This is a genomic window from Microvirga arvi (assembly GCF_016892765.1).
Classification (GTDB): Bacteria; Pseudomonadota; Alphaproteobacteria; order Rhizobiales; family Beijerinckiaceae; genus Microvirga; species Microvirga arvi.
On the sequence record NZ_JAFEMD010000012.1, the window covers coordinates 1 to 24,837 of the forward strand.

Consider the following 24,837-nt stretch of genomic DNA (forward strand, 5'->3'; position numbering starts at 1 on the left):
AAGATCACCGTCGACGTTAAGGGTGAGATGCTGGAGCTGAAGAACACCATCAACACCATGGTGGATCAGCTGAACTCGTTCGCCTCCGAGGTGACCCGCGTGGCGCGCGAGGTGGGTACGGAAGGCAAGCTCGGCGGACAGGCGCAGGTTCGCGGTGTCGGCGGCACCTGGAAGGACCTGACCGACAACGTGAATATGATGGCGGCCAACCTCACGGGTCAGGTGCGTAACATCGCCGACGTGACCACCGCGGTGGCGAACGGCAATCTGTCGAAGAAGATCACCGTCGACGTTAAGGGTGAGATGCTGGAGCTGAAGAACACCATCAACACCATGGTGGATCAGCTGAACTCCTTCGCCTCGGAAGTGACGCGCGTCGCGAAAGAGGTGGGCACCGAGGGCAAGCTCGGTGGCCAGGCCCGCGTGGAAGGCGTGTCTGGCCTCTGGCGTGATCTGACAGACAACGTGAACCAGCTTGCAGCCAACCTGACCAATCAGGTGCGAGCCATTGCCGAGGTCGCTACGGCAGTGACGCGAGGCGACCTGACCCGGTCGATCACCGCCGAGGCTCTCGGCGAGCTTGCGGCGCTGAAAGACAACATCAACGAGATGATCCGCAACTTGCGCGACACGACGCTCAAGAATGCGGAGCAGGATTGGCTGAAGACCAATCTCGCCAAGTTCACTCGGATGCTGCAGGGCGAGCGCGATCTCGCTACCGTCTCGAACATGATCCTGTCGGAGATCGCACCGCTCGTGAACGCGCAGCAGGGCGTCTTCTATACCGTGGAGAACAACAGCGGCGAGCCGACGCTGGAGCTCGTTGCGTCCTATGCCTTCACCGAGAGGAAGCAACTTGGGAACCGCTTCCGTCTCAGGGAAGGCCTCGTCGGACAGGTTGCCTATGAGAAGAAGCGTATTCTTCTCACCAATGCTCCGAACGATTATATCAAGATCGGATCGGCTCTTGGCGAGGCGCCGCCGCTCAACATCATCGTTCTGCCGGTTCTGTTCGAGCAGGACGTCAAAGCGGTCATTGAGCTTGCTTCGTTCAACCGGTTCTCCGAAACCCACCAATCCTTCCTGGACCAGCTGACCGAATCGATCGGCATCGTTCTCAACACGATCGCGGCGAATATGCGGACGGAAGGCCTCTTGAAGCAGTCCCAGCTTCTGACCACCGAGCTGCAGAGCCAGCAGGAGGAGCTGAGGAATACGAACGATCGGCTTGAGCAGCAGGCTGCCACGCTGCGTCAGTCGGAAGAGCTGCTGCGACAGCAGCAGGAGGCCCTCCAGAAGACCAATGAGGAATTGGAGGACAAGGCGCGCCTGCTCGAGCTCCAGAAGCGGGAGGTCGAGACGAAGAACCAGGAGGTCTCCATTGCCAAGACTGCGCTCGAGGAAAAAGCCGAGCAGCTGTCTCTGACCTCGCGGTACAAGTCGCAGTTCCTGGCCAATATGAGCCACGAACTGAGGACGCCGCTCAACTCGCTCCTTATCCTCTCGAAACTTCTGACGGAGAATTCGGAAGGGAACCTTACGGATAAGCAGAAGGAATTTGCCAAGACGATCCATGCAGCCGGCTCCGATCTGCTGTCGCTCATCAACGACATCCTCGACCTGTCCAAGATCGAATCCGGCACGGTCAGCCTGGAGGTGTCGAGCGTCTCCTTCAGGGATCTCGTCGAGAACATGGAGCGGACGTTCCGCCAGGTGGCGGAAGAGAGAAAGCTCGACTTCCATGTCGAGGTCGACCCCAAGCTCCCGGTCGCGATCAGGACGGATTCGAAGCGCCTGCAGCAGGTTCTCCGCAACCTTCTGTCGAACGCCTTCAAGTTCACGGAACGTGGAGGTGTGACGCTTCAGATCGGATCGGCGGAAGGCTCGCCGCTTCGGGCCGGAAGCCAGTGGATCGCCATGTCTGTCATCGATACCGGCATCGGCATCCCGGAGGACAAGCAGCGGATCATCTTCGAGGCCTTCCAGCAGGCGGACGGCACTACGAGCCGTAAGTACGGCGGAACAGGTCTTGGGCTGTCCATCAGCCGTGAGATCGCGCGCCTTCTCGGCGGCGAGATTGTGGTGTCGAGCAACCCGAACAGCGGCTCCACCTTCACGCTGTTCGTCCCTGTCGAACCTCCCGCAAGCCACGGGACGGCAGGAACAGGTGCCATTGTAAGACCGAATGGGGATGGGACCGGTTCCTACACCCCTTCTGAGGATACGTCGGGAACAATGATCCGGCAGCCTTCGGCAGCTATGGCGCTCTCGGCATCTCTCGACGATCGGCACGCGATCACGACGGGTGATCGCATCGTCCTGATCATCGAGGACGACGCCATGTTCGCGTCGGTTCTGCTGGAGCTTGCGCGTGAGGAAGGCTTCAAGGGGCTTATCGCCATGGATGGCGCCTCGGCGCTTGCCCTGGCGCATCGCTACAAGCCCCATGCCATCACCCTCGATATCGGGCTTCCCGACATGGACGGTTGGGCGCTCCTCGATCTTCTGAAACACGATCCAAGGACAAGGCATGTCCCCATCCACGTGATTTCGGTCGATGACCAGAAAAAGCGGGGTCTCAAGGCTGGTGCTTTCGGATTCCTTGAGAAGCCTGTCGATCGCGAGGCTCTCATGGGGGCGCTCAATCGCACGAAGGAGTTCATCGATCGACCCGTGAAGAAACTTCTTCTGGTCGAGGATGACGACAACCAGCGCATGAGCCTCTCGGAACTCATGAAGAACGAGCAGGTCGATGTCACCGCTGTGGGAACAGCTGAAAGCGCCCTGGAGGTGATTCAGGCACGGCAGTTCGATTGTGCTATCATCGATCTTGGTCTGCCGGATCTGCCCGGAGCCGAGCTGATCGAGCGCATCCGCAAGACGACAGGCGGCGAGGAGTTGCCGATCGTCATCTACACCGGTCAGGATTTGACGAAGGCCGAGGAGCGCCGGTTGCAGAACAGCGCGGCGACTCTCATCGTCAAAGGCGAGGGGTCGTCCGAACGGCTCCTGAACGATACGGCCTTGTTCCTGCACCGGGCGATCAGCGCCATTCCCGAAGACAAGCATATCATCGTCGAGAGGCGAGCCGACGGCTCTCTCGAGGGCCGCAAGGTGCTCATCATCGATGACGACATGCGCAACATCTTCTCGCTGACGAGTGCGCTCGAACAGCAGGGGATTTCCGTTATCTTCGCTGAGAATGGCCTGGAGGGCATCGAAAAGCTTCAAGCCAATCCGGACGTTGATGTGGCTCTGGTCGACATCATGATGCCGGAGATGGATGGGTATGAGACCATGCAGGCGATCCGGAACATTCCACGCTACCGCGATCTGCCGCTGGTTGCGGTAACCGCCAAGGCGATGAAGGGTGACCGGGAGAAGTGCCTTGAAGCAGGGGCGACGGACTATGTGTCGAAACCTGTGGACATCGATCAGCTTCTCGCCGTCTTGCGCGTTCAACTCGGTCGGAGCACGTATATCCCTGATGGAAAGGCTGCTCCCAACGGTGCGGCAGAGACCGGGTTGAGCGCATGATGGACGAGGCTAGTCGGGCGGATACGGGCCCGAGACCAGATGATTTTCATCTGATCTCGGCTCGCTCCCCGGTAGATTTGATCTCGGCCAAGATCCTTGTGGTCGATGATGATCCCAGGAACCTGGTTGCTGTCAAAGAGGTCCTGCAATCTCCTGGCGTGGAGATCGTCACCGCCGATTCCGGCGAGGCGGCTCTGCGCCATGTTCTCCAGAGTGACTTCGCGGTCATTCTTCTCGATGTGCAGATGCCGCGTCTCGACGGCTACGAGGTGGCCGGCTTGATCCGAAGCCGACCTCGCTCATCCCGTGTGCCGATCCTGTTCCTAACGGCTTTCAATAAGGACGACATGCACGTCTTCAAGGGGTATTCGGCCGGTGCGGTCGATTACGTCTTCAAGCCGATTGAGCCCCTGATCCTCAAGTCGAAGGTCGACATTTTCGTTGATCTCTATCGCAAGACCGAGGAGATCCGCCGGCAGGCAGAGCAGGAGCGACATCTCCTGATGGACAACCTGCGGGTCCGCAGCGAGAAGCTGGCCGCCGAGCAGGCCCTTCGCCGCCGCGAGGAGCATCAGTCAATCGTCCTGCAATCGCTGCCAATCGCGCTCTACACGGCGTCCATTCAAGAGGACCATCGTCAGCTTCGCTTTACCAATGAGAGCATTGAACGGATTACCGGTTTCAAACCTGAGGCCTTTCTCGAACGCCCGGATTTCTGGTCGTCTCGGATCAACGACGAAGATCGCGACCGGGCGCTCGTTCAGCTTAAGCGATTGGAGGATGAAGGGTCCGTCAGTCTTGAGTATCGTTGGCTTTGCGCCGACGGCGTCGAGCGATACTTCCTCGATCAGACAGTCCTCATGAAGGATGACGATGGCCACCCACGTGAGTTCTTCGGCATGTGGTTTGACATCACCGAGCGCAAGCAGATGGAGCAGAACCTGCTCCACGCAAGCAAGCTGGAGGCCGTTGGACGCTTGACGGGCGGCATCGCCCACGACTTCAACAACATGCTCAGCGTGGTCATCGGCAATCTCGACCTTCTCAAGAAGTCCATTCAGGGGAATGGGAAGGCGGAGAGGCGGGTTCGGATGGCTATGGAGAGTGCGCAGCATTGCGCAGATCTCACCTATAGGCTTCTAACCTTCTCCCGACGCCAGGCTCTGCAGGTTTCAACAATCGATGTCACAAGCCTGATGCCGAGCCTGTTGGAACTCATGCGCAGGACCCTTGGTGAAAACATCAACGCGAGCTTCCAAGCCTGTGAGCCTATCTGGCCGATCCAAGTGGATCGTGCGCAGTTTGAAGCGGCTCTCCTGAATCTCGCAGTGAATGCCCGCGACGCCATGCCGGACGGCGGGGATCTGACAATTGCGATCGAGAACCATGTCGTCGAGGATGGGCAGTCCGTTCCCAGCGGCGAGTACGTGATGATTGCAGTCGGCGATACCGGGACTGGAATGCCGCCTGAAGTGCTGGAAAAGATTTTTGAGCCCTTCTTCACCACCAAGGAGAGCGGCAAGGGCACCGGCCTCGGACTCAGCATGGTCTATGGTTTTGTCCAGCAGTGCCATGGTCGGGTCGAGGTTGAGAGTACGCCGAATGTCGGCACGACGATCCGCATCTACCTCCCTCGGTCACATGCGGCGGCTGAGGATATTTCCCAGAGTCATGCAGGTGTCGCCCATCCCTTCGGCGAGGGCCGTACCGTACTGGTGGTCGAGGACAATCCTGCCGTGCGCCAGGTCGCCATCTCGACCCTTCGCTCGCTCGGATTCAAGGTGCAGGAGGCCGAGAACGGCGACGAAGCCGCTCGACTGCTGAAAGGAAGCAAGGAGATACACCTTGTCCTGTCGGATGTCCGTATGCCAGGAGAGCTCAGCGGCGTTGATCTCGCCCGCCTCATCCAGCGTGAGCATCCAAAGATCCAAGTTCTCCTGACAACCGGCTACTTCGATAACGAAGGAGCGCTCGAGGACCTCAATCTCCTCTACAAGCCCTATAGGGCAACAGATCTCGCGGAGAAAATACAAGCGCTGATGAAGCTGTCGCAGACTATAGACGTCGATAGCATTTCTCGGCAACCGACTGCCGCAGTTGCATAACCTCATTCGGACCGTCTAATCGGTACAGAGAGTTCAAGTGGATTACTCTTGGGCTCACCAAGCCCTTGTCTTTTTCAAGATCAATATTGAATTGCCGTGTAGAGGTGAGACAGAATTCTTATAGTTCGGCAGTGAGTGCGTCTCTATTCCCTTGCCACGCAGTGTAGAAGTCGCCCGTACGATCAAGAACGAACACGGTGGGACAGCTCGACATGGCAGACCAGTACGCCGACTCGACGGCAAACTTCAGGGCTTTGGCACGAAAGTAAAACGACCCGAGGTCCCTTCCGAACTGGGAAACAGTCCAGCGATTATGCTTAAATGCAACGCAGTACGCTCCGTGGGGCATCGAGCAACCTCCCAAGCAGCTTTTCCGGCAAATCACAGGTGCAGTTGCTAGCCATCCTTGAGGGAGAAGGCAACCACCAATGGTCTTGTATGGGGCAAGCGTTAATGGCGGGTTTCACGTGGCCCCATTTTGAGCCCATGGCTGGAGCCGCCATTCACTAGGCGGAGTAGATGAGGCCGCCGGGCGAGATTAGAGAAACCTTGAAATCCTTTCCTAGAGGATACGGCCCGGATTGAGAATGCCAGTGGGGTCGAGGACCTGCTTCATCTTGGCCATCAGGGCAAGTTCGGGTTCGGTTCGGCTCAATGAGAGGTATGGTCGTTTGATGCGGCCTATGCCGTGTTCGGCGGATACCGAACCGCCAAGTCGCGATACGAGATCATAGACGAGGTTTTGAACTCCCTTCTTGATCTCGTCAGACATGTCCTGAATAGCGGCATTGATATGGATGTTGCTGTCGGCAACATGGCCGTAGACAACATAGACTGCCTCTGGCCAATGCTTCGGCATTTCCTGGCGCAGATGGGCGACCGCCTCTGTCATCCGGTCCAAAGGAACGCTCACATCGAAGCGGATCTCCTCGGGCAGGAAGCGCCCATACTCATAGGGCGTTTCCCGATAGGCCCAGAATCGATTCCTGTCGGCGCTTGATTGCGCAACCACAGCGTCCTTGATCAGATCCTGCTCATAGAGGTCGCTGAGGAAGAGCGAGAACGCTTCCGTTCCCGCCGGGTCCGCTCCCATATCTGCTTCGATGAGAAGCGTGATATCGTGATCGGCCTCGAAGGCGGGCGAGAGGCCGCAGATTTGAGTGGCAACCGTCATGAACTCCTGCCACATCGCTTCGAAAACGAGCAGGCGCCCCGGATGGGTTTGCTGGAATTGCCGCAGCACGAGCAGGGCGTCCTCAAAGCTGCTGACGGCGCAGAGGGCCGTCTGAACGCCCTGAGGCTTCGGGTGCAGCCCGATCACAACTCGCGTGATGACACCGAGAGTGCCCTCGCTGCCGATAAACAGCTGAGGCCAATCATACCCTGCATTGTTCTTCAGCATCTTGTTGAGCGAGCGGACGATGGTGCCGTCCGCAAGAACGACTTCCATGCCGAGAATGTTGCGCCGGGCCATCCCGTAGCGCAGCACCTGATTGCCGCCAGCGTTGGTGGCGGCATTGCCACCGATCGTGCAGCTGCCGCGTGCGCCGAGATCGATCCCACACAGAAATCCTGCTTCATCGGCGGCCTGTTGAACGAGCATGAGGGGTGTGCCGGCAAGAGCCGTAAGTGTCGCGCTGGCTGCATCGACCTCTTCGATCCCGTTCATGTGCTCTAGGGAGAGGGCGACTTCTCCTGCTTGAGGGTGAGCGCCACCAGCCAATCCTGTCAGGCCTCCTTGGGTGACCACAGGCTGACCATGGTCGTGGCAGATCCTAAGAGCCGCGGAAACCTCTTCTGTCGTCCGCGGCAGGATCAACGCTCGGGGAGGAGTGGGCTGAAGCCCGCTGGCGTCGGCACAATTCCGTGCAGGAATATCGGAAGCCGTTCGGATCTGGGATCCCAGCATCGCCCTCAGGGCCTCAATTACGTCGCTCATTGCATACCATGTTCAAGCTTTGGCTTCGCAGTTCCGGGTTAAGATCCTTGAGACACCCTCACAATGGCGTCTGCTCGTTTGCAGAGATCCGGCAGCAGCTCCAGACCAAGACCCGGCTTCATGTTGACGGTGACCTCTCCGCCTGTGACAGTCGGCAATTCTGTTACAAGCTCCGTGTACCAGCCTGTATAGAACGCGCGGACACTTTCCTGAATAAGGGCATTCCTCGCGTGCAGCGAGAAATGGCAGGATGCAGCATAAACCACAGGTCCCGTGCAGTCATGCGGCGCAACCGGCACATGCCAAGCCTCGGCGAGAGCCGCGATCTTGCGTGCCTCCGTCAGTCCGCCGCACCAGGACAGGTCGAGCATGGCGACGCCTGCAACGCCGGTTTCAAGATATTCTCGGAAGGCGTGAGTATAGGAGAGGGTCTCCGACGCGCAGACCCAGGCCTTCGAGTGCCGCGCATAGTCTTTCAGGTCGCCGACGTTATCGAGGCGAAACGGGTCCTCGTGCCAGTAGGTATCGAACTCCGCAAGGGCCGCTGCAAGTTTCTTAGCCATGGGCAGACTCCACAAAGAGTGGAACTCGACCATGATATCCATCTTGTCGCCGACGGCCTTTCGGATCTTGGAAAAAGGCTCGAGAGCCGTCCTGAGCTCGTCAGGAGAGATGTCGTAGCCGTGGCTGCGTTCGGCTGCGACGTCGAACGGCCAGATCTTCATGCCGGTGATGCCCTGCTCCAGCAGAGAATGCGCCAGTTCGTCAGCTGAATGAAGGAATGCCTCCAGGTCCTCGTATGCTCCCTCGGCATTGCCGATGCCCCAGTTCGACACCTTCTGAGCACGGCTGTCACGGATATACCTGTATCCGGCACAGGTGTTGTAGACCCGGATCTTATCCCGCGACCGCCCTCCCAGCATCTCGCAAATGGGCTTGCCGTGAACCTTGCCGAACAGATCCCACAGAGCGATGTCCACGGCCGAGTTGCCGCGTGTTTCAACGCCTGCCGAGCGCCAGCCCAGATAGTTTTGAAGATCCCGGTTGATGCCTTCGATCTGTAACGGGTCTCGCCCGATCAGCTTGGCCGCGACGGTCTCGTGAATATAGGCTTCGACAGCTGCCGCGCCCATGAAGGTTTCACCCAGGCCGTAAAGACCCTCATCTGTGTGGATCCGGACCCAGATGATGTTCGCGAATTCCTGCAGGCGGATCGTTTCGATGCCAGTGATTTTCATTTGGACCTCGCCATGACCGCACCCATGCATCTGGGCACGTGAAGATAAAAAGAACAACAGTTCGGTGGCTTGGTCCAGGTATTGGTCAGCCCGTTGCGATATCCACCGGAATGGAGATGCGAGGCGCTATTCATAAGTATAATGAGATACAATGTTTCATAAACAGCGTCTGCCGCGATAACGTCCGGTCTGGCGAACATGAGGCCTCATCCATACGCTTTGTATAGGCAAAGTTCGAAAGACAGGCCGCTTATGGGGCATATCTGACGAGCTTCTGTTGTCGCTTGAGAGAGGTGACGTCGAGAACACGTTCCGCCTCCGAATTGACACTCCATAAAACAGAGCCTTAGATCGGCAAAACTTTGCCCTTGGACGATCTTGAACACTTCTCCCGGGCGAACAGAATAAATGGGCGGATGGGGCCTAGGACAGGGAGCGACGGTGGACAGAGTCATATCCTTCTTCTTCAAGGGCCTGGAGGGGCTCCTGGTTCTCCTGCTCGCCGCTATGGTCGCCATGGTCTTCGGCAATGTCGTCCTGCGCTACCTCTTTGATACGGGCATCGATGTATCGGAAGAACTCTCCCGGTACTTTTTCGTATGGCTGACATTCATCGGAGCCGTCGTGGTAGGACGGCAGAACGCCCATCTTGGCGTGGAGACCCTTGTCTCCCGCCTGGGGGACCGAGGTCGTAAGCTCTGCATGGTTCTATCGGACCTTTTCGTGATCGGCTGCTGCGTCGTCTTCTTCTGGGGAACGTGGCAGCAGGCGGAGATCAATGCCACTAATTATGCGCCGATCACGGAGATCTCCATGCTTTGGGTCTATGGTGTCGGCTTCTTCGCGAGCATCGGACTAGGACTCATGGCTGCGCTTCGCATCCTGCGGGTCGTCACTGGTCGCTTGACCGATCACGAGCTTCGGGCTTTCGCTGGAGACTACAGCGATGACGAGGCCCATACCCTGAGGGAGCACCTCGAGTGACCATCGTCGTATTCCTCACGTCGCTTCTCGGCGCTATGGCACTTGGAATGCCGATCGCCTTTGCGCTCATCGTGTGCGCGCTGGCGCTCATGCTCTGGCTCGGAAACTTCGACAGCCAGATCGTAGCCCAGAACATGATCATCGGAGCAGACAACTTCCAGCTCCTGGCCGTTCCGTTCTTTCTTCTGGCCGGGGAGTTGATGAATGTAGGAGGGCTGTCGAAGCGCATCGTCAACTTTGCCTTGGCGTGTCTGGGACATATCCACGGCGGATTGGGCTATGTCACGATCGTTGCAGCGCTAATCCTTGCAGCCCTGTCAGGCTCCGCAGCGGCCGATACGGCCGCTCTGGCTGCCATCCTCATTCCGATGATGCGCGATGCGGGGTACAATATTCCGCGAGCTGCAGGCCTCATCGCAGCAGGCGGCATCATCGCTCCAGTGATTCCGCCTTCCATTGGGTTCATCATCTTTGGGGTGGCGGCTAATGTCTCGATCTCCCAGCTGTTTCTTGCCGGTGTCGTTCCCGGTCTGATGATGGGCCTGTCCCTGGTCGTCGCCTGGGCAATCGTCAGCAGAAAGGACAAGATGCAGACAGCCCCACGCGCCACGATGCGGGAGCGTGGGAAGGCTTTTGTGGATGGCTTCTATGCGCTTTTGATGCCTGTCATGATCCTCGGAGGTATCAAATGGGGTATCGTCACGCCGACGGAGGCGGCAGTTCTGGCTGCGGTCTATGCTCTCCTGATCGGCATGTTCGTCTATCGCGAACTTAAACCCTCGATGCTCTACGGCGTGTTCCTCACAGCCGCTAAGACGACGGCCGTGGTGATGTTCCTCGTTGCCGCAGCACTTGTTTCGGCCTGGCTCATTACTCAAGCCAATATTCCGGGTGAGATCAGCGGGCTGATAGAACCTCTGATGGGCAACAAGACTCTGCTCATGTTTGCGATGATGTTCCTGGTTGTCATTGTCGGAACGGCGTTGGATTTCTCCCCAACGGTTCTGATCCTAACCCCAGTTCTCATGCCTATCGTCAAACAGGCTGGCATCGACCCGGTTTATTTCGGCGTTCTGTTCATCATCAACAACGCGATCGGCCTGATCACGCCTCCGGTCGGCATTGTGCTGAATGTGGTCAGCGGCGTCGCTCGTGTTCCGATGGGGGCTGTGATCCGCGGCGTCAACCCGTTCCTGATCGCCCAGCTCATCGTACTCGTTCTACTCATTCTCATTCCCGAGCTGGTCATGGTGCCTCTTGCCTGGTTACGGGGACGATGAGGCGGTTGAAGTTAAACAAAAGAGAGGAAACAACCATGAAGGCATTCAAATTCACCCTTGCTGCAGGTGTTGCGGCAACCATCCTTGCGGCTGTTCCTGCCTATGCGCAGTTCACGGAACGCAACATTCGCATTTCCAACGGCGTGAACGAGGATCACCCCAATGGTAAAGGTGTTGAGAAGTTCAGGGCATGCCTTACCGACAAGTCCGGCGGAAAGCTGAAGGTGCAAGGCTTCTGGGGCAACGCCCTGGGAGGAGATCTCCAGGCCACTCAGGCTCTTCGCTCGGGCACCCAGGAGATGGTCGTGACCTCAAGCTCGCCGCTGATCGGCATCCTGCCGGACCTTGGCGTGTTTGACCTGCCATTCCTATTCTCCAATGAGAAGGAGGCCGATGCAGTTCTAGACGGCAACTTCGGCAAGCACGTCGATGCAAAGCTTGAATCCGTGGGGCTCGTTAATCTCGCTTATTGGGAGAACGGATTCCGCAACCTCACCAACTCGCGCCGCCCGGTGGAGAAATGGGAGGACTTCAAGGGCCTCAAGGTCCGCGTCATGCAGAACAACGTGTTCCTCGACACTTTCAAGACCCTTGGAGCCAACGCGGTCCCGATGGCTTTCGGTGAAGTGTTCACGGCACTGGAAACCAAGGCCATCGACGGTCAGGAAAACCCATTCGTGACCATCGACACCTCCAAGTTCTACGAGGTGCAGAAGTACCTTTCGGTCACCCGCCATGCCTACACGCCCTTCCTCGTGCTCTATTCCAAGAAGCTTTGGGACGGGTTGTCGAAGGATGAGCAGGCGGCCCTGCGCGATTGCGCCATGACGGCTCGGGATGAGCAGCGCAAAGTGTCCCGCGAGCTGTCGCAGGCCTCTCTCAACAAGATCAAGGGTGAGGGCACCATCGTCAATGAGCTGAATGCTCAGGAGTCGGAGCGCATGCGCGAGCAGGCCAAGGCTGTTTGGGAAAAGCATGCTGCCACGATCGGTCCGGAAACCGTGAAGATGATGCAGGACGAGCTGAACAAGATCCGGAAGCAGTAAGCTTCTGTGCATATCGACCTGACGCCGTTCGAGGGCAGCTTCGAACGGCGTCACCTATGATGCCATCCGCCCTGCAGGTCTGGCGACCCGGTTGCGGCATTCCTGAAGAAAGGATTTCGATCCATGCAGATCCTCATTCTCGGGGCGGCCGGGATGGTTGGCCGCAAGCTCGCTGAGCGATTGGTGAGGGACGGGCAACTTGGCGGGCAGACAATCACACGCCTGATCTTGCATGATGTGATCGAGCCTCAACGTCCTGACGTTTCGTTCAAGATTGACAGCCTGACATCCGACTTCTCCATCCCCGGAGAAGCCGAACGTCTGGTGGCAAGCCGCCCAGACGTCATCTTTCATCTGGCGGCGATCGTGTCCGGCGAAGCCGAGGCCGATCTGGACAAAGGGTATCGTATCAACCTGGACGGGACCAGATTCCTTTTCGATGCCATCCGCCACATTGGAGATGGGTATCGACCGAGGCTGGTCTTTACATCGTCCATTGCCGTTTTCGGTGCCCCGTTTCCGGAGGCGATCGGCGATGATTTCTTCCTGACGCCGCTCACAAGCTATGGCACTCAAAAGGCCATAGGCGAATTGCTGCTGGCCGATTATTCACGGCGCGGATTCTTCGAAGGGATTGGGATCAGGCTTCCGACAATCTGTGTAAGGCCCGGCAAGCCCAATAAGGCTGCCTCGGGCTTCTTCTCAGGCATTATCCGTGAGCCATTGAATGGGCAGGAGGCTGTCCTGCCGGTGAGTATGGATGTGCGTCATTCCCATGCCTCACCACGGTCCGCCGTTAATTTCCTCGTCCATGCAGCAACCCTCGACGTGTCCCTAGTCGGGCCCCGGCGTAATCTGACAATGCCGAGCGTGTCGGTGACCGTCGCAGAGCAGATCGAGGCATTGAGACGCATCGCAGGTGAGCGCTACGTGGCTCGCATTCGTCAGGAGCTTGATCCTGAGATCATACGATTCGTCGAGGGATGGCCCCGTCGTTTTGATGCTCGAAGAGCAGAGAGCCTCGGCTTCCGTGCCGAGAGCAGTTTCGACGAGATCATCTCCATCTACATCGAGGACGAGCTCGGAGGGGAGCTTCCAGGTTAGGTGATGCTTTCAGGCAAACTCGACACGACAGGCCCTGGGGGTTGCAACAGCCGGTATCAAGATCCTGCTATTTGCTGGGGCCTGCTGGAAAGAGCCGCTGTTTGAGCGAAGCCCATTTGCGAATGGCCCAGATTGTGAAGTGCCCCACGGGCTTACGGAGTAGGGGGATGTCATAGGCCATCAGGAGAAGGCCTAGAGGCAGCATCCACAATCCAAAGACAGGCAGTATCGAGAAAATTCCTCCTAGGACAAAGAGTATGCCTACAGGCATTCTGATCCACTTTGCCTGTGGGTGGCGGAGGCTGCGAAGAACTTGAGCGACCTTGCCAGGCACCTCATGTTCCAGATGCCTGAATGCCTGCCTCAGAACAGCTCTACCGGACATTTTCTTCATGCTCTCTGAAGTGCTCGCTCCAGAGAAGAGTTCCAAAATTCTTGGAGTGAGACCAGCGTCCTGACCACAGATGCGCTCCAGCAAGACCGGCAGGACTGGCCAAACCTTACCGATCGAGAGTAGCCCGGAAAATTGCAGCTTGATCGGAACAGATTAAGACCGAGAATCCAAAAGGGCAGCAGCTATGGCCTTCGTTCCCTGTTCTCTGATCTGCAAAGCTCTCAGAGACCGCTCTTGCTGCTCAATCCTGTCCAGGTAAGGGTCAAACTCAAGGGGGAGAGCGGTGTCGCCAAGAAAGCGCGGTTTGTCGCCACGCTCGTAATACTCGGCTCTCAGGATCTGTCCGAGATGGTTTCGAACGTCGGAAGGAAGCGACGGCACGTTGCTGCCAATCCGAGATGCGGCACGATTCGCTTGGGACGGTCGAAGATATTTCGTAACATTTCTAAGCATAGGTGCCCCCACGACTGCTCAGGTTAACGCGCTAATTAAGTCTTGGTTGCAGATTGTAAGTGTTGAGCTAGATCGCGTGAGAACGATTGATCAATTGTCCATATCCTGAAGGAAAATCAGCAAGTTTGAGTCAAGCCAATGCAGGTTAGAACTTCTCTCGTTGCTTGAGGGAAGAGACTTGAATAACGATATATCACTGGAAGAGCGTCTCAGGTTCGTCGGCATCAATGATGACGTCCATACCAAGATCGACAATCCACCTCTCCATACCTGACAAACGACCCGGAGCCATGAATCTGTGACCGGAGGGACGGCTGCAGCGATGATGTAGCCAGCCGCGCATGAAGGCGGCAGGTTTTACCGCCCAGGCGTGTCCTTTTTGATACAGACACTTTCCCGCAAATCAGACACCTTGGCAGAAATATCACCGGCATTTTCATGGCCGGTGAGGAGAGACGCATAGGTTTCTCTTTGGGGGCACAAGTGGATCAGGCGGACTTGGAGATCGAGCAGATTGCCCGAACGTTCTTTCTCGCTCGGCACGAAGCCGCCGTTTGGGAAAATGCATCGCAAGCGCTGAAGCACGAGTTCCGCCTCTATGCCAAACAGGCCATCAGAATGCTGGAGAGACGTCAGGAACAGGCGGACCGGAACGAGCGGGAAAGGTTGTCCCCCAGGGTTCCGGAAAATGTCTGGCCGACCCCTGCTCGTGGTCCAAGCATGACCAATCCTGCAGAGACGACGGGGCATGGGCTGATCTAGAACGCCAAGCTGGCTGTTCAGAAATCACGGCTTTTTGTGCGTCAAAAGGGGGAGCCCTGTTGAAGGGATGGTTTTTCCTGCCATCTTGAAAGGGTGCAGCCTCTCGGCAGAGAGACTGGGGAGCTATTCATGCAGCCACCCGACGAATGGGAAATCCCTCCTGAGTTCCAACCAGATCCGAGGCTTCTCGATTATGATCTGAAGAGCGCCTTGGCCGCTATTGTATCTCTGCGCGCGCGGGTGCCCGATGATGCCTTCACCGCGGAGACGCTCGGCGTCGAGCGGGCGGGTCAGGGTGTCGTTATCAGGGATGATGGCCTGGTGGTGACCATCGGATATCTCATCGCCGAAGCGGAAGAGGTCTGGCTCACCACCAACAGAGGCCGGGTCGTGGAGGCGCATGTGATCGCCTACGACTACGAGAGCGGATTCGGCCTGGTGCAGGCGCTCGAGCCTTTGGGCGTGCCGGTTCTGGCGCTTGGAGACTCGCGCCGCCTTGACGCTGGAGATCATGTTGTCATCGGCGGGAGCGGTGGAGCGATCCATTCTCTTGCTGCGCAGGTCGTCGCCTGCCAGGAATTTGCAGGTTACTGGGAGTATCTGATCGACGGGGCCATCTTTACCGCTCCGGCTCATCCCAACTGGGGCGGAACGGCCTTGATCGGGCCGCGCGGTGATCTCGTCGGCATCGGCTCGCTCCAACTTCAGCATCAAGCCTCAGGCGGCGCCGTTGTACCCCTCAACATGAGTGTGCCCATAGACCTCCTGAAGGCCATCCTGGATGATCTCCTGACGTCCGGGCGCGTCAAGAGCCAGCCGCGGCCCTGGCTCGGCTTCTATGTTGCGGAGGCGGAGGATGACGAGCTCACGATCATCGGCCTTGCTGGAGATGCCCCGGCACAGCGGGCAGGCTTGCGGGCCGGAGATCAGATTCATGCGGTCGCCGGGCAGAGCGTGACATCGCTGGCGGAGTTCTACAGGGCTATCTGGGCACTCGGGCCCGCCGGTGTCGATGTGCCGCTGACTCTCGAACGGGAGGGCGACAGGTTCGATGTCACGGTGAGATCGGCTGATAGAGGCCGCTACATGAAAACGCCCCGGCTGCAATAGCACGCAAGAGGGTTGAGAACATTCCACGGAACCCCCCAGCCGTTCTTAAGCCACCTGAGCCGCAGAGCGGATCGTGAAAGACATCGGACGTGGAGATTTGACCATGAGCCTCACCGCCACCCTGCCGAATGGCGAAAGTGTTCCCGCTCTCGGGCAGGGAACCTGGCAGATGGCCGAGAATGCCAGCCGCCGAGCGCAGGAGATCGAAGCCTTGCGCCTCGGGGTCGAACTCGGAATGACGCTCATCGATACGGCTGAGATGTACGGGGAGGGAGCCGCCGAGGAGCTCGTGGCCGAGGCTCTTGCCGGAGAGCGCGAGCGCCTTTTCCTGGTGAGCAAGGTCTACCCTCACAATGCAGGCCGCCAAGGCGTGGTTCAGGCCTGCGAGCGCAGCCTTCGACGCCTGAAGACCGACCGGCTCGATCTCTACCTTCTGCACTGGCGGGGAAGCATTCCGCTGGAGGAGACGATCGCTGGCTTCGAAGAGCTTCGCCGCGCTGGAAAGATCCGCCATTGGGGCGTCAGCAATTTCGACGTCGATGACATGGAGGAACTGCTTCGCGTGCCGGAGGAAGGTCACTGCGCGACCAATCAGGTGCTCTACAACGTGACGCGTCGAGGCCCTGAATTCGATCTTATGCCGTGGATGGAAGCGCGCGGCATGCCGCTGATGGCTTACAGCCCCATCGAACAGGGAAGGCTTCCCCGTGGAGGCGCGCTCAAGGCGATTGCGCAGACGCATGAAGCAAGCCCGTTCCAGATTGCACTGGCGTGGCTCCTGAACAGGCCGGGTGTGATTTCGATCCCGAAAGCCTCCAGCGTTCATCATGTGAGGGAAAACCACAGGGCCTTGGAAATCCGTTTGACTCCGGAGGAGCTGGCGTTGATCGATTCCGAGTTTCCAATGCCGAGGCGCAAGCATCCGCTCGAGATGATTTAGCTTCTTCCTAGCGATCAAACCCCCAAAGACAGGACACGTTGAGCCTCATGAGTTTCTCCCGATCCGATGCCGTCACCGTTGCGGAAGTTCTCAGGAATGCAGCGCGGGCGGAGATCCTGCCACGGTTCCGGAATCTGTCTGCCGGTGCCGTCCGCACGAAGACTTCGCAGCTCGATCTCGTGACGGATGCGGATGAGGCAGCTGAGCGGGTGATCGAGGCAGAGCTTCTGCGCCTGTTTCCCAAGGCGATCGTCATCGGCGAGGAAGGGGTGAGCCGCAATCCCGGCATTCTCGAGGGCCTGGACAGGGCCGATCTCGCCTTCATCCTCGATCCTGTCGATGGCACGCTCAACTTCGCATCCGGTCTCCCCTTGTTCGGCGTCATGGCTGCCGTGGTGATGAGGGGCGAGGTTGTCTGCGGCATCATTCTGGACCCGATCTCCGACGATTGGGCCATCGCCATCCGCGGGGAGGGAGCCTGGATCCAGCGCCCCGACGGCAGCACTTCTCCGCTGCGGGTCGCCTCTGCGGTTCCGCTGGAGGAGATGGCCGGCAATGTCTCATGGCGCTACCTTCCGGAGCAGCTCCGTCCTACAGTGACGGGAAACCTGCCGAAGGTTGCCATGGCTGCCGATCTGCGATGCGCAGCGCATACCTATCGGCTGATTGCGTCTGGTCACCTGCACTTCGCATTCTCATCCAGCGTAATGCCGTGGGATCATGCGGCCGGCTGGCTGATCCATCGTGAGGCCGGCGGCTACACGGCGCATTTCGATGGCTCACCCTATCGTCCGGCTAACCGGAGCGGAGGCCTGATCAGCGCGCCCGATCAAAAGAGCTGGCAGGCTGTGCGCGACGCGCTGCTCCCTTCTCAGGTGTGATCCTTCCTGCGGAGGTAATTGTAGACGGTGGCGCGGCCCAGGCCGAGTACGCGGGAGATGTAGGCGGCCGCGTTGCGCCCGCCGAAGGCGCCGTCACCCGCCAGATCGGCGACGAGCTGCTGCTTTTGTATGCGCGTCATCTCCGCGATGGAGAGCCCACGCTGGCGCGTCCAGCTCTGGATGTATTCGTTGATGCGTTCGTGCCAATCCTCCTTGAAGAGGGAGGCCGGCTTCTCGGACGATTGAGGAACGGCGACGAGAGCGCTCAACGTCTGCATCACGGCATGAAAATGAGAAACATCGACGTTGATGCAGAGAATGCCGGCAGCCTTGAGGCCTGAACGAAGGACGGCACTGACAGACTTGATGCGCCGTCCATCCCAGTTCACCTTCTCGTAGGGGCCGATGATGGTGTCGGACGGCTTGAAATCGATCTCATGCAGGAGCGACGGTTCGCCGAGCTCCCGCTTGGAGAAGGGACTGGACAGATAGACCACCGTCTCCGTCGAGAGATCGTGCAGGACCACCTCCGCATAAGGCTGGAAGAGCAGGGCGATGGCATCGCACACCGGAGCATAGGCCGCCAGCTCCGGTGGCAAGTTCGTTTCCTGAGATGCCTTCTGCGCCTGTGTCATGCCAGTTCCGCGCGTACGAAAGCCGCAAGGCGTTCGAGGCTGGCCTCCAGGTGGTGGGCAGGGGCGCCGATGCCGATCCTGATGTAACGGTCCATGCCGTAGACATCGCCCGGCAGCAGCATGATGCCGCGCTCCTCACGCAGGCGGTGCACCAGCTCGGTGGAGTTCATGGGCATGACATAGCGGAGGAACGCCATGCCGCCGGCCTTGGGCGGCACGAACGAGAACAGGTCGCTGTTCGCATCGACCCAGCGCTGCAGAAGAGCGAGGTTCTCCCGCAGGATGCGCTTGCTGCGCGAAAGGATCTCCTGCCGCTTGGCAGGCTCCACGACGATCTCCGCCACGAACTCACTGACGGCTCCCGTGGTGATCGAGGTATAGTCCTTGCGCTGCCAGGAGGCATAAATCTCCTGGGCCGGTCCGACGAGCCAGCCGATGCGCAGGCCGGGAAGCGCCATCGCCTTCGACAAGCCGCTCGTGATGATGGCCTTCTCATAAAGGTCTGCAAAGCTCGGCGGTTCGTCCTGGTCCAGTTCCGCTCCCTTGTAGACCTCGTCCGCATGAAGATAGATCCCATGCTCGCGCGCAATCGCCACGAGCCTGTCCATCGTCTCGCGCGACAGGATGCTGCCGGTCGGGTTGTTCGGGTTGCAGATCGTCATCATCTTGGTGCGGGTCGACACGGCCTTGCGCACGTCGTCGAGATCGGGCGTCCACCCAAGCTCCTCCCGAAGGAGAACTTCCTTCACGGTCACGCCGATGGCGCGGGCCCAGCCCCAGATCTGAAGATAGTTCGGCACGAAGACGAGTAGTTCGTCACCTGGCTCGAGCAGCGACATCACGAGCAGGAAGTTGGCCTCCGCCGAACCATTGGTGACAATCACCTCGTCTGCAGTGCGCTCGCTGTACAGCCTAGCAATGGCCTCCCGCAGTTCCACACGTCCGTTCGTCCAGCCATACCCGAGCTCCACATCGAGCAGCTGGTTCTGCTGCTTGGGTGTGAGGAGTTCACGCAGGGAATAGGGATGCACGCCGCTGTCGGACAGGTTGTACTCGACCGTATTCTCATAGAGCGACTGAATGCGCTCGAGCGTGAACTCTTCGATTTTCATGGGAACTCCGTGTGAGTGAGCAAGATGCAGGATCTGTAACACTGGAAAATTAGACTTCAAAGTCCAAATTGGACTTGACGGTTCAAAACCTCTCCTGCCATGGTCCGGATCCGTTCGGCGCCGGAGCGCTGTCATCCCGCATTGGAGCAATCGTGCAGTTCGATACCTTCCTCATGGAACGGAACCAGACGCTCTTCGAGAACGGCGTCGAGATCAATCTCACGGAGAGCGGGGTGCATCCCTGCACCATCGAGGAGATCATGCCTGCGGATGCGGCGCAGGCACTCCTGCAACTGCCGCTCGGCTATGGCTGGACGGATGGACGGCCGGATCTGAGATCGGCGATTGCAGGCTGGTATCCGGGTGCTTCGGCCTCCAACGTGCTGGTGACCAACGGCTCCTCGGAGGCGACGATGATCGCGCTGATGGCGATGGTCGATCCCGGCGACAAGGTACTCTTCGCGGTTCCGAACTTCATGCAGGTCGATGGCCTCGGACGGGCCCTGGGAATGGATGTTCAACGGCTGTCTCTCATGCCCGATCAGGGATGGCAGATCGATCCGGATGCGCTCGCGAAGGCTGCGAGCGACATGAAGCTGATCGCCGTGACCAATCCCGGCAATCCGACGGGTGCCGTTCTCTCGCCCCGGAGCCGCGAGGCATTGCTGGAGGTGGCGGGCAGGACAGGGGCCTGGCTGCTGGTCGATGAGATCTATCGCGGTGGGGAGATCGACGGAGCGGAGACGGAAACGTTCTACGGTCGATACGCGCGCGTCATCGTCACCAGCAGCCTGTCGAAATCCTTTGCCTGCCCTGGGTTGCGTCTCGGATGGATTGTCGGCCCTGAGGAAGTGGTCGGGGAGGCTGCCAAGCGGCAGGACTATACCACCATCGGCAGCGGCATCTTGAGCCAGATCGTGGGTGCCGCCGTGATGGAGCCGAAGAACCGTGAACGCATCCTTGCGAGAGGAAGGGCCCTGCTGCGCGAAAATGCGGATATCGTTGAGCGCTGGGTCGGAAAGCAAAATCGTTGGTCCTGGCAGCGTCCGGCTGCAGGAGGAATGGCATTTCTCCGCTACGATTTCGACATGCCGTCCGAGGCACTGTCCAACGAGTTACGAGAAGAAGAAAGTGTCTTCGTCGTTGCCGGTAGCTGGTTCGGGATCGAGAACCACATCCGCATCGGCATTGGCGTGAAGGCCGAGCATCTGCTGGAAGGCTTAGCCCGTCTAGACAGGTTTCTCGTCCGCCGTGGCTTGGCTTGAAGCGGGTTCAAGGCAATGCCGTCCAAGGATCATCTCCTGCAGGCAAGGCAAGAACTCCGCAGCCTCGTCACCATTCCATCCGTCAGCGCACGCGGAGAGAAGCTCTCCGAGTGCGCCCATGCCGTTCGGGCTCTACTGGCCGAGGCTGGGTTCAGCACGGAGATTCATCCCGGCGAGATCGGCCCCTTCGTGGTGGGGGAGATCGGCAGCGGTCCTCTGACCGTCATGGTCTACAATCATTACGACGTGCAGCCCGAGGATCCGCTGCCCCTGTGGCACAGCCCTCCCTTCGAGCTGTCCGAGCGCGATGGCCGCTGGTATGGACGCGGGGCGGCAGACGACAAGGGAGAGTTCGTCAGCCGTCTTGCGGGTTGGCGATTGTTCCGGGAGCGGCAGCCTGGCCCCTTGCCGTTCCGGCTCATCTGGCTCGTCGATGGTGAGGAAGAGATCGGCAGTCCGTCGCTCGAAGCCTTCCTGAAACGGCGCTTTCAGGGCGAGACAGTCGATGTCTGCTGGTGGGAATATGGCGAGATCGATGCAACCGGCCGCCCCATCATCCTCTGCGGCTTCAAGGGCGTGATGGCGGTCGAGCTTCGCGCCAAGACGGCCAGAGCGGATTTGCATTCGAGCCTTGGGGCCGTTTTCGACAATCCTCTGTGGAGGCTTGCGGCCGCAACGGCTTCCTTGCGCGACGGGTCAGGACGCGTCCAGATCGAGGGCTTTTATGATGCCGTCAGACCGCTTGCGAGCAGGGAAAAGGAACTCGCCGGCACCCCTCCGTTCTCTTTTGAGAGCTTGGTAGAGACGACGGGCGCGCAGCGGCTTCTGAACGGCATCGACGCGACAGGTTTTTATCATGCGATCAATTTCGAGCCATGCATGAACGTCAATGGCTTCTCCGGCGGCTATGCGGGCGAAGGCGCGAAAACCGTCCTGCCGGCGGAGGGCTCCGTCAAGATTGATTTCCGCCTCGTGCCCGACCAGCAGCCACAGCAGATTGTTGCGCTTCTACGCGCGCATCTCGACCGGCACGGCTTCGATGACATCGAACTCATCGTCCACGATGCGAATGTGAAGCCGGTCAGATCGGCAACCGATCATTGGTTCGTTCAGGACGCCAAGGAAGTCCTGGAAGCGCATTTCGGGTTGCCAGCGATCGTGCAGCCGAGCTCGCCGGCGTCAGGCACGGCCCATCCTTTCGTCGAGCAGCTCGGCGCAGAGATCGTCGGCATCGGCATCACACACCATGGGGCAATGCTCCACTCGCCGAACGAGAACATCATCGTCGATCAGTTCGAGACCATGATCGAATGCTCTGCCGCTCTCTTCCAAAAATTCTCGGAGCAAGCATCCCGGATGGAGTACAGTCTGCAATCGAAAGCGGCGCAAGCATCGAACGGAGAGAGGCCATGATCAGCATCGTTCTCGAGGCTGCCGCGCGCTCGGTGCAGGCGCGCCGGCGCATCCGCAGTCACATCTATGAAACGCCCTTGCTTCCTTCCCGTCAGATCGGTCGCGAGGCCGGTTCATCGGTCTTCTTCAAGGCAGAGAACTTTCAGCTCACCGGCTCCTTCAAGATCCGAGGTGCTGCGAGCAAGATGACATCGCTCGGCATCGACCGCGGTGTCATCACCGCATCGTCGGGCAACCACGGGATCGCCTCGGCGCAAGCGGCCGCATCGATCGGTCAGGCGTTGACTGTCGTTCTGCCAGAAACCGTGGCTCGGGCTAAGCTCGACCGCATCCGCTCCTTCAACGTGGATGTTGTCCTGCACGGCGCGGAAAGTGGCTTGGCCGAGCTTCACGCGCAGAAGGAAGCGGAGGCCAGAGGCCTCGTCTACGTGTCTCCCTACAACGATCCCGAGATCGTCGCAGGGCAGGGGACCATCGGGTTGGAACTGCTCGAACAGGCAGAGGGCATCGACAACATCTTCATCGCCATGGGCGGTGGCGGACTGATCGGCGGCATCGGCTCCGTGCTGAAGGCTTTCAGCCCCAACACGCGGGTCTACGGTGTGGCGGCTCAGAGTTCGGCTACGCTTGCAGCCTCCATGATCGCCGGGCGTATCGTCGAGACGGAGCATCACGATACGCTCGCGGATGGCGTCGCAGGAGGCATGGACGAGGACAGCATCACGCTGCCGCTTGCCGTTTCCGTTGTCGACGAGGTCGTCACCTGCACGGAAACCGAGATTGCCGATGCTCTCAGGGATCTCGCGTTCAAGGAGAACCAGATCGTGGAGGGTGCGGCCGCTCTTGCCCTGGCCGGGCTCCTCAAGGTTGCGGAGCGTTGCAGGGGACAGAGGAATGTGGTCGTGCTCTGTGGAGCGAACTTCGACCGTGACAAGATCTTTTCTGTTCTCGGCGGTTAGGACCAAACGACGATGATTGCGCCGAGCCCGATCACCTTTCTCGATCGATCGCAAATCGAGCAGCGCCTGAGAGGGCTCGATCTGGTCCGGCTGATGGAGGAAGCTTTTGCAGCCTTCTCCCGGGGCGAGGCTGTCGTCCCGCCTCCGGGCGAACTGCTGTTCGAGAGCCCGCCCGGAGAGGTTCACATCAAGTACGGCTACCTGAAAGGCGGCGACACTTATGTGGTCAAAATCGCGTCAGGCTTCTGGCATAATCCCGAACGCGGCCTGAGCAGCAGCGATGGTCTCCTGCTGGTCTTCAGAAAGGAGACCGGAGAGCTGGCGGCCGTTCTCAACGACCGAGGGCACCTGACGGATCTGCGCACGGCGGCGGCAGGGGCGGTTGCCGCCAAATACCTCGCTCCTGAGCGGATCGACGCGATTGGCGTGCTTGGGACCGGCATCCAGGCCGAACTTCAGGTGCGGCTGCTTCAGTCGGTCCGGCCATGCCGGCGCATCGTGATCTGGGGGCGCAATCCCGAGCGGGCTTCAGCCTATTCTCAGAGGATGCGGGATGAAGGCTTCATCATCGAGGCGGTGCATTCACCTGCGGAGGTTGCCTCCCGCTGTCGCCTGATCATTACCGCGACGGCGAGCCAGAATCCTCTTCTGCAATGGTCCGATCTTCACCCCGGCACGCACATCACGGCCATCGGCGCTGACAGTGCCGACAAGCAGGAGCTGGACCCAGCCATCATCACGCGAGCCGATCTCGTCGTGACGGACAGCAGGATCCAGGGCCGATCGCGGGGCGAGCTCTGGCATGCCTATGGCGGGGATGACACGGCCATGGGCCGCATCGCGGAGATCGGAGAGATCGTCCAGGGAACGGCCAAGGGCCGCACGGCAGCGGGACAGGTGACCGTCTCGACGTTCTCGGGACTGGCTATCCAGGATATCGCGATTGCCTCGGCTGTCTTAGGCCAGTCTTAGATCAGCGCCTTCGCAAGGTGCATGCTCGATCCGCTCGAGCAAGGCATCGATCTCCGAGATCTTCGCAAGGCGGCGCTTGCATTGCCTGTCGAGATGCCAGGCCCTCCCAATGCTGAGTGCAAAGAGTGGCAGCCCCCAGAAGACACTGACGACATTCAGCAGTAAAAGGGTCAGGATTGCGATCGACAGGGCCCAGATTTCGAGCCGACCGAAGCCTTCGGTGAATTCGTTCTTGAGAAAAAGCTGCTGCCGTTCGATGAGCAACTGACTCTTGGCATGTGCGAGCAGATGCTTCTGATCCGGCCTGGAAGGAGCACTGCGCTGGCGCTCAAGAGTCCGCTTGAGAGCGGCTAGATCCGCAGATCGGTCCGGGATGTCGCCTTCCCGCTCGATGGGCGAGAAGGCGGCGATGATCCTTCGCTGAAGGGCGGCGAGGGCCGGGGGCTGATTGTCTTGCTCGATCCGAAGTTCGTCAGGCTGGAAGCTGTCCGTGATGCGGTCGCGGATATAAGCTGCGGTCGTTCTCTGCTGATAAGACTTGGCAAGATGTCTCTTAATCGCAGCCTCGACCCCAGACTCAGCCCTGTCCGTCGACATCTACAGCTTCCTTCGCCTTTGGTCCGCCAGCAGTCAGAGACAGCAAGGCGATGGACCCATTCTTCAAGCCGAGGCACTCGGCGAATCCGATATGGCGCTTTGTGCAGATTG

At 59.2% G+C, this 24,837-nt stretch carries 19 protein-coding genes; 13 read left to right on the plus strand and 6 right to left on the minus strand.

The window, feature by feature from the left end:
* Positions 1 to 3,537, plus strand: a 3,537-nt coding sequence (locus ILT44_RS09460) for a response regulator (RefSeq protein WP_204239318.1), incomplete at its 5' end; no start/stop codon positions are given.
* Entirely contained in the window at positions 3,534 to 5,642 is a 2,109-nt protein-coding gene (locus ILT44_RS09465) for a PAS domain-containing hybrid sensor histidine kinase/response regulator (RefSeq protein ID WP_372441146.1), read from the plus strand. The genes ILT44_RS09460 and ILT44_RS09465, both read left to right, overlap by 4 nt.
* A 562-nt stretch (positions 5,643 to 6,204) precedes the next feature.
* Here the strand turns inward: ILT44_RS09465 and ILT44_RS09470 are convergent.
* Together ILT44_RS09470 and ILT44_RS09475 are read right to left on the minus strand one after the other, a co-directional pair.
* On the minus strand, positions 6,205 to 7,581 hold the full coding sequence (locus ILT44_RS09470) for an FAD-binding oxidoreductase (protein ID WP_204239320.1): 1,377 nt from the start codon (positions 7,579 to 7,581) through the stop codon (positions 6,205 to 6,207).
* Between the two features lie 38 nt (positions 7,582 to 7,619).
* The gene (locus ILT44_RS09475) at positions 7,620 to 8,819 is read right to left on the minus strand and encodes a mandelate racemase/muconate lactonizing enzyme family protein (RefSeq protein ID WP_204239321.1); all 1,200 of its coding nucleotides are present in this window, start codon (positions 8,817 to 8,819) and stop codon (positions 7,620 to 7,622) included.
* 441 nt (positions 8,820 to 9,260) lie between these two features.
* Here ILT44_RS09475 and ILT44_RS09480 point away from each other — a divergent pair, with 441 nt between their 5' ends.
* The 4 genes from ILT44_RS09480 to denD all read left to right on the plus strand — a co-directional run bounded on the left by ILT44_RS09480 (position 9,261) and on the right by denD (position 13,233).
* Positions 9,261 to 9,803 carry a TRAP transporter small permease gene (locus ILT44_RS09480; RefSeq protein ID WP_204239322.1) on the plus strand — a complete coding sequence of 181 codons (543 nt, stop codon included), beginning with the start codon at positions 9,261 to 9,263 and terminating at the stop codon, positions 9,801 to 9,803.
* On the plus strand, positions 9,800 to 11,083 hold the full coding sequence (locus ILT44_RS09485; protein WP_204239323.1) for a TRAP transporter large permease subunit: 1,284 nt from the start codon (positions 9,800 to 9,802) through the stop codon (positions 11,081 to 11,083). The genes ILT44_RS09480 and ILT44_RS09485 overlap by 4 nt, the downstream gene beginning before the upstream one ends.
* 35 nt (positions 11,084 to 11,118) lie before the next feature.
* A complete protein-coding gene (locus ILT44_RS09490; RefSeq protein ID WP_204239324.1) occupies positions 11,119 to 12,129 on the plus strand; it encodes a TRAP transporter substrate-binding protein in 1,011 nt (336 codons plus the stop codon).
* A 123-nt stretch (positions 12,130 to 12,252) separates the two neighbouring features.
* Positions 12,253 to 13,233, plus strand: coding sequence for a D-erythronate dehydrogenase (gene denD, locus ILT44_RS09495; RefSeq protein WP_204239325.1), 981 nt, complete (start codon positions 12,253 to 12,255; stop codon positions 13,231 to 13,233).
* A 1,204-nt stretch (positions 13,234 to 14,437) separates the two neighbouring features.
* On the opposite strand, the gene ILT44_RS09500 is transcribed toward denD, so the two are convergent.
* The gene (locus tag ILT44_RS09500) at positions 14,438 to 14,665 is read right to left on the minus strand and encodes a hypothetical protein (protein WP_204239326.1); all 228 of its coding nucleotides are present in this window, start codon (positions 14,663 to 14,665) and stop codon (positions 14,438 to 14,440) included.
* 306 nt (positions 14,666 to 14,971) lie between these two features.
* Between ILT44_RS09500 and ILT44_RS09505 the strand changes: the two genes are divergently transcribed.
* The 3 genes from ILT44_RS09505 (at position 14,972) to ILT44_RS09515 (ending at position 17,773) form a co-directional block, all read left to right on the plus strand.
* Positions 14,972 to 15,952: a S1C family serine protease gene (locus ILT44_RS09505; protein ID WP_204239327.1), complete on the plus strand. Its 981-nt coding sequence runs from the start codon at positions 14,972 to 14,974 to the stop codon at positions 15,950 to 15,952.
* Positions 15,953 to 16,055: 103 nt separating this feature from the next.
* Positions 16,056 to 16,892: an aldo/keto reductase gene (locus tag ILT44_RS09510; protein WP_204239328.1), complete on the plus strand. Its 837-nt coding sequence runs from the start codon at positions 16,056 to 16,058 to the stop codon at positions 16,890 to 16,892.
* Between the two features lie 47 nt (positions 16,893 to 16,939).
* Positions 16,940 to 17,773, plus strand: coding sequence for an inositol monophosphatase family protein (locus tag ILT44_RS09515; protein ID WP_204239329.1), 834 nt, complete (start codon positions 16,940 to 16,942; stop codon positions 17,771 to 17,773).
* Here the strand turns inward: ILT44_RS09515 and ILT44_RS09520 are convergent.
* Together ILT44_RS09520 and ILT44_RS09525 are read right to left on the minus strand one after the other, a co-directional pair.
* A complete protein-coding gene (locus tag ILT44_RS09520) occupies positions 17,764 to 18,372 on the minus strand; it encodes a helix-turn-helix transcriptional regulator (protein WP_204239330.1) in 609 nt (202 codons plus the stop codon). The genes ILT44_RS09515 and ILT44_RS09520 overlap by 10 nt on opposite strands.
* Before the next feature lie 32 nt (positions 18,373 to 18,404).
* Positions 18,405 to 19,520 carry an aminotransferase class I/II-fold pyridoxal phosphate-dependent enzyme gene (locus ILT44_RS09525; protein ID WP_204239331.1) on the minus strand — a complete coding sequence of 372 codons (1,116 nt, stop codon included), beginning with the start codon at positions 19,518 to 19,520 and terminating at the stop codon, positions 18,405 to 18,407.
* Between the two features lie 152 nt (positions 19,521 to 19,672).
* On the opposite strand from ILT44_RS09525, the gene ILT44_RS09530 reads away from it, so the two are divergent.
* The 4 genes from ILT44_RS09530 to ILT44_RS09545 are packed head-to-tail and all read left to right on the plus strand — an operon-like array spanning position 19,673 to position 24,129.
* Positions 19,673 to 20,785: an aminotransferase class I/II-fold pyridoxal phosphate-dependent enzyme gene (locus tag ILT44_RS09530; protein WP_204239332.1), complete on the plus strand. Its 1,113-nt coding sequence runs from the start codon at positions 19,673 to 19,675 to the stop codon at positions 20,783 to 20,785.
* A gap of 15 nt (positions 20,786 to 20,800) precedes the next feature.
* Positions 20,801 to 22,198 (plus strand): M20/M25/M40 family metallo-hydrolase, encoded by a 1,398-nt coding sequence (locus tag ILT44_RS09535; RefSeq protein ID WP_204239333.1) that lies wholly within the window; start codon positions 20,801 to 20,803, stop codon positions 22,196 to 22,198.
* Positions 22,195 to 23,157, plus strand: coding sequence for a pyridoxal-phosphate dependent enzyme (locus ILT44_RS09540; protein WP_204239334.1), 963 nt, complete (start codon positions 22,195 to 22,197; stop codon positions 23,155 to 23,157). The genes ILT44_RS09535 and ILT44_RS09540 overlap by 4 nt, the downstream gene beginning before the upstream one ends.
* 12 nt (positions 23,158 to 23,169) lie before the next feature.
* Positions 23,170 to 24,129 (plus strand): Rossmann-fold NAD(P)-binding domain-containing protein, encoded by a 960-nt coding sequence (locus ILT44_RS09545; protein WP_204239335.1) that lies wholly within the window; start codon positions 23,170 to 23,172, stop codon positions 24,127 to 24,129.
* Here ILT44_RS09545 and ILT44_RS09550 read toward each other — a convergent pair.
* Complete coding sequence (locus tag ILT44_RS09550; RefSeq protein ID WP_204239336.1) at positions 24,115 to 24,726, minus strand: hypothetical protein; 612 nt, start codon at positions 24,724 to 24,726, stop codon at positions 24,115 to 24,117. The two genes, ILT44_RS09545 and ILT44_RS09550, sit on opposite strands and share 15 nt — an antisense overlap.
* Positions 24,727 to 24,837 lie beyond the last annotated feature (111 nt).

Bases quoted from the DNA above. Each gene is read 5' to 3' on its own strand.
- ILT44_RS09550 (WP_204239336.1), bottom strand. From the start codon at position 24,726: ATGTCGACGGACAGGGCTGAGTCTGGGGTCGAGGCTGCGATTAAGAGA.
- ILT44_RS09475 (WP_204239321.1), bottom strand. From the start codon at position 8,819: ATGAAAATCACTGGCATCGAAACGATCCGCCTGCAGGAATTCGCGAAC.
- ILT44_RS09515 (WP_204239329.1), top strand. From the start codon at position 16,940: ATGAGTTTCTCCCGATCCGATGCCGTCACCGTTGCGGAAGTTCTCAGG.
- ILT44_RS09465 (WP_372441146.1), top strand. From the start codon at position 3,534: ATGATGGACGAGGCTAGTCGGGCGGATACGGGCCCGAGACCAGATGAT.
- ILT44_RS09525 (WP_204239331.1), bottom strand. From the start codon at position 19,520: ATGAAAATCGAAGAGTTCACGCTCGAGCGCATTCAGTCGCTCTATGAG.
- ILT44_RS09510 (WP_204239328.1), top strand. From the start codon at position 16,056: ATGAGCCTCACCGCCACCCTGCCGAATGGCGAAAGTGTTCCCGCTCTC.
- ILT44_RS09545 (WP_204239335.1), top strand. From the start codon at position 23,170: ATGATTGCGCCGAGCCCGATCACCTTTCTCGATCGATCGCAAATCGAG.
- ILT44_RS09535 (WP_204239333.1), top strand. From the start codon at position 20,801: ATGCCGTCCAAGGATCATCTCCTGCAGGCAAGGCAAGAACTCCGCAGC.
- ILT44_RS09540 (WP_204239334.1), top strand. From the start codon at position 22,195: ATGATCAGCATCGTTCTCGAGGCTGCCGCGCGCTCGGTGCAGGCGCGC.
- ILT44_RS09505 (WP_204239327.1), top strand. From the start codon at position 14,972: ATGCAGCCACCCGACGAATGGGAAATCCCTCCTGAGTTCCAACCAGAT.
- denD (WP_204239325.1), top strand. From the start codon at position 12,253: ATGCAGATCCTCATTCTCGGGGCGGCCGGGATGGTTGGCCGCAAGCTC.
- ILT44_RS09470 (WP_204239320.1), bottom strand. From the start codon at position 7,581: ATGAGCGACGTAATTGAGGCCCTGAGGGCGATGCTGGGATCCCAGATC.
- ILT44_RS09490 (WP_204239324.1), top strand. From the start codon at position 11,119: ATGAAGGCATTCAAATTCACCCTTGCTGCAGGTGTTGCGGCAACCATC.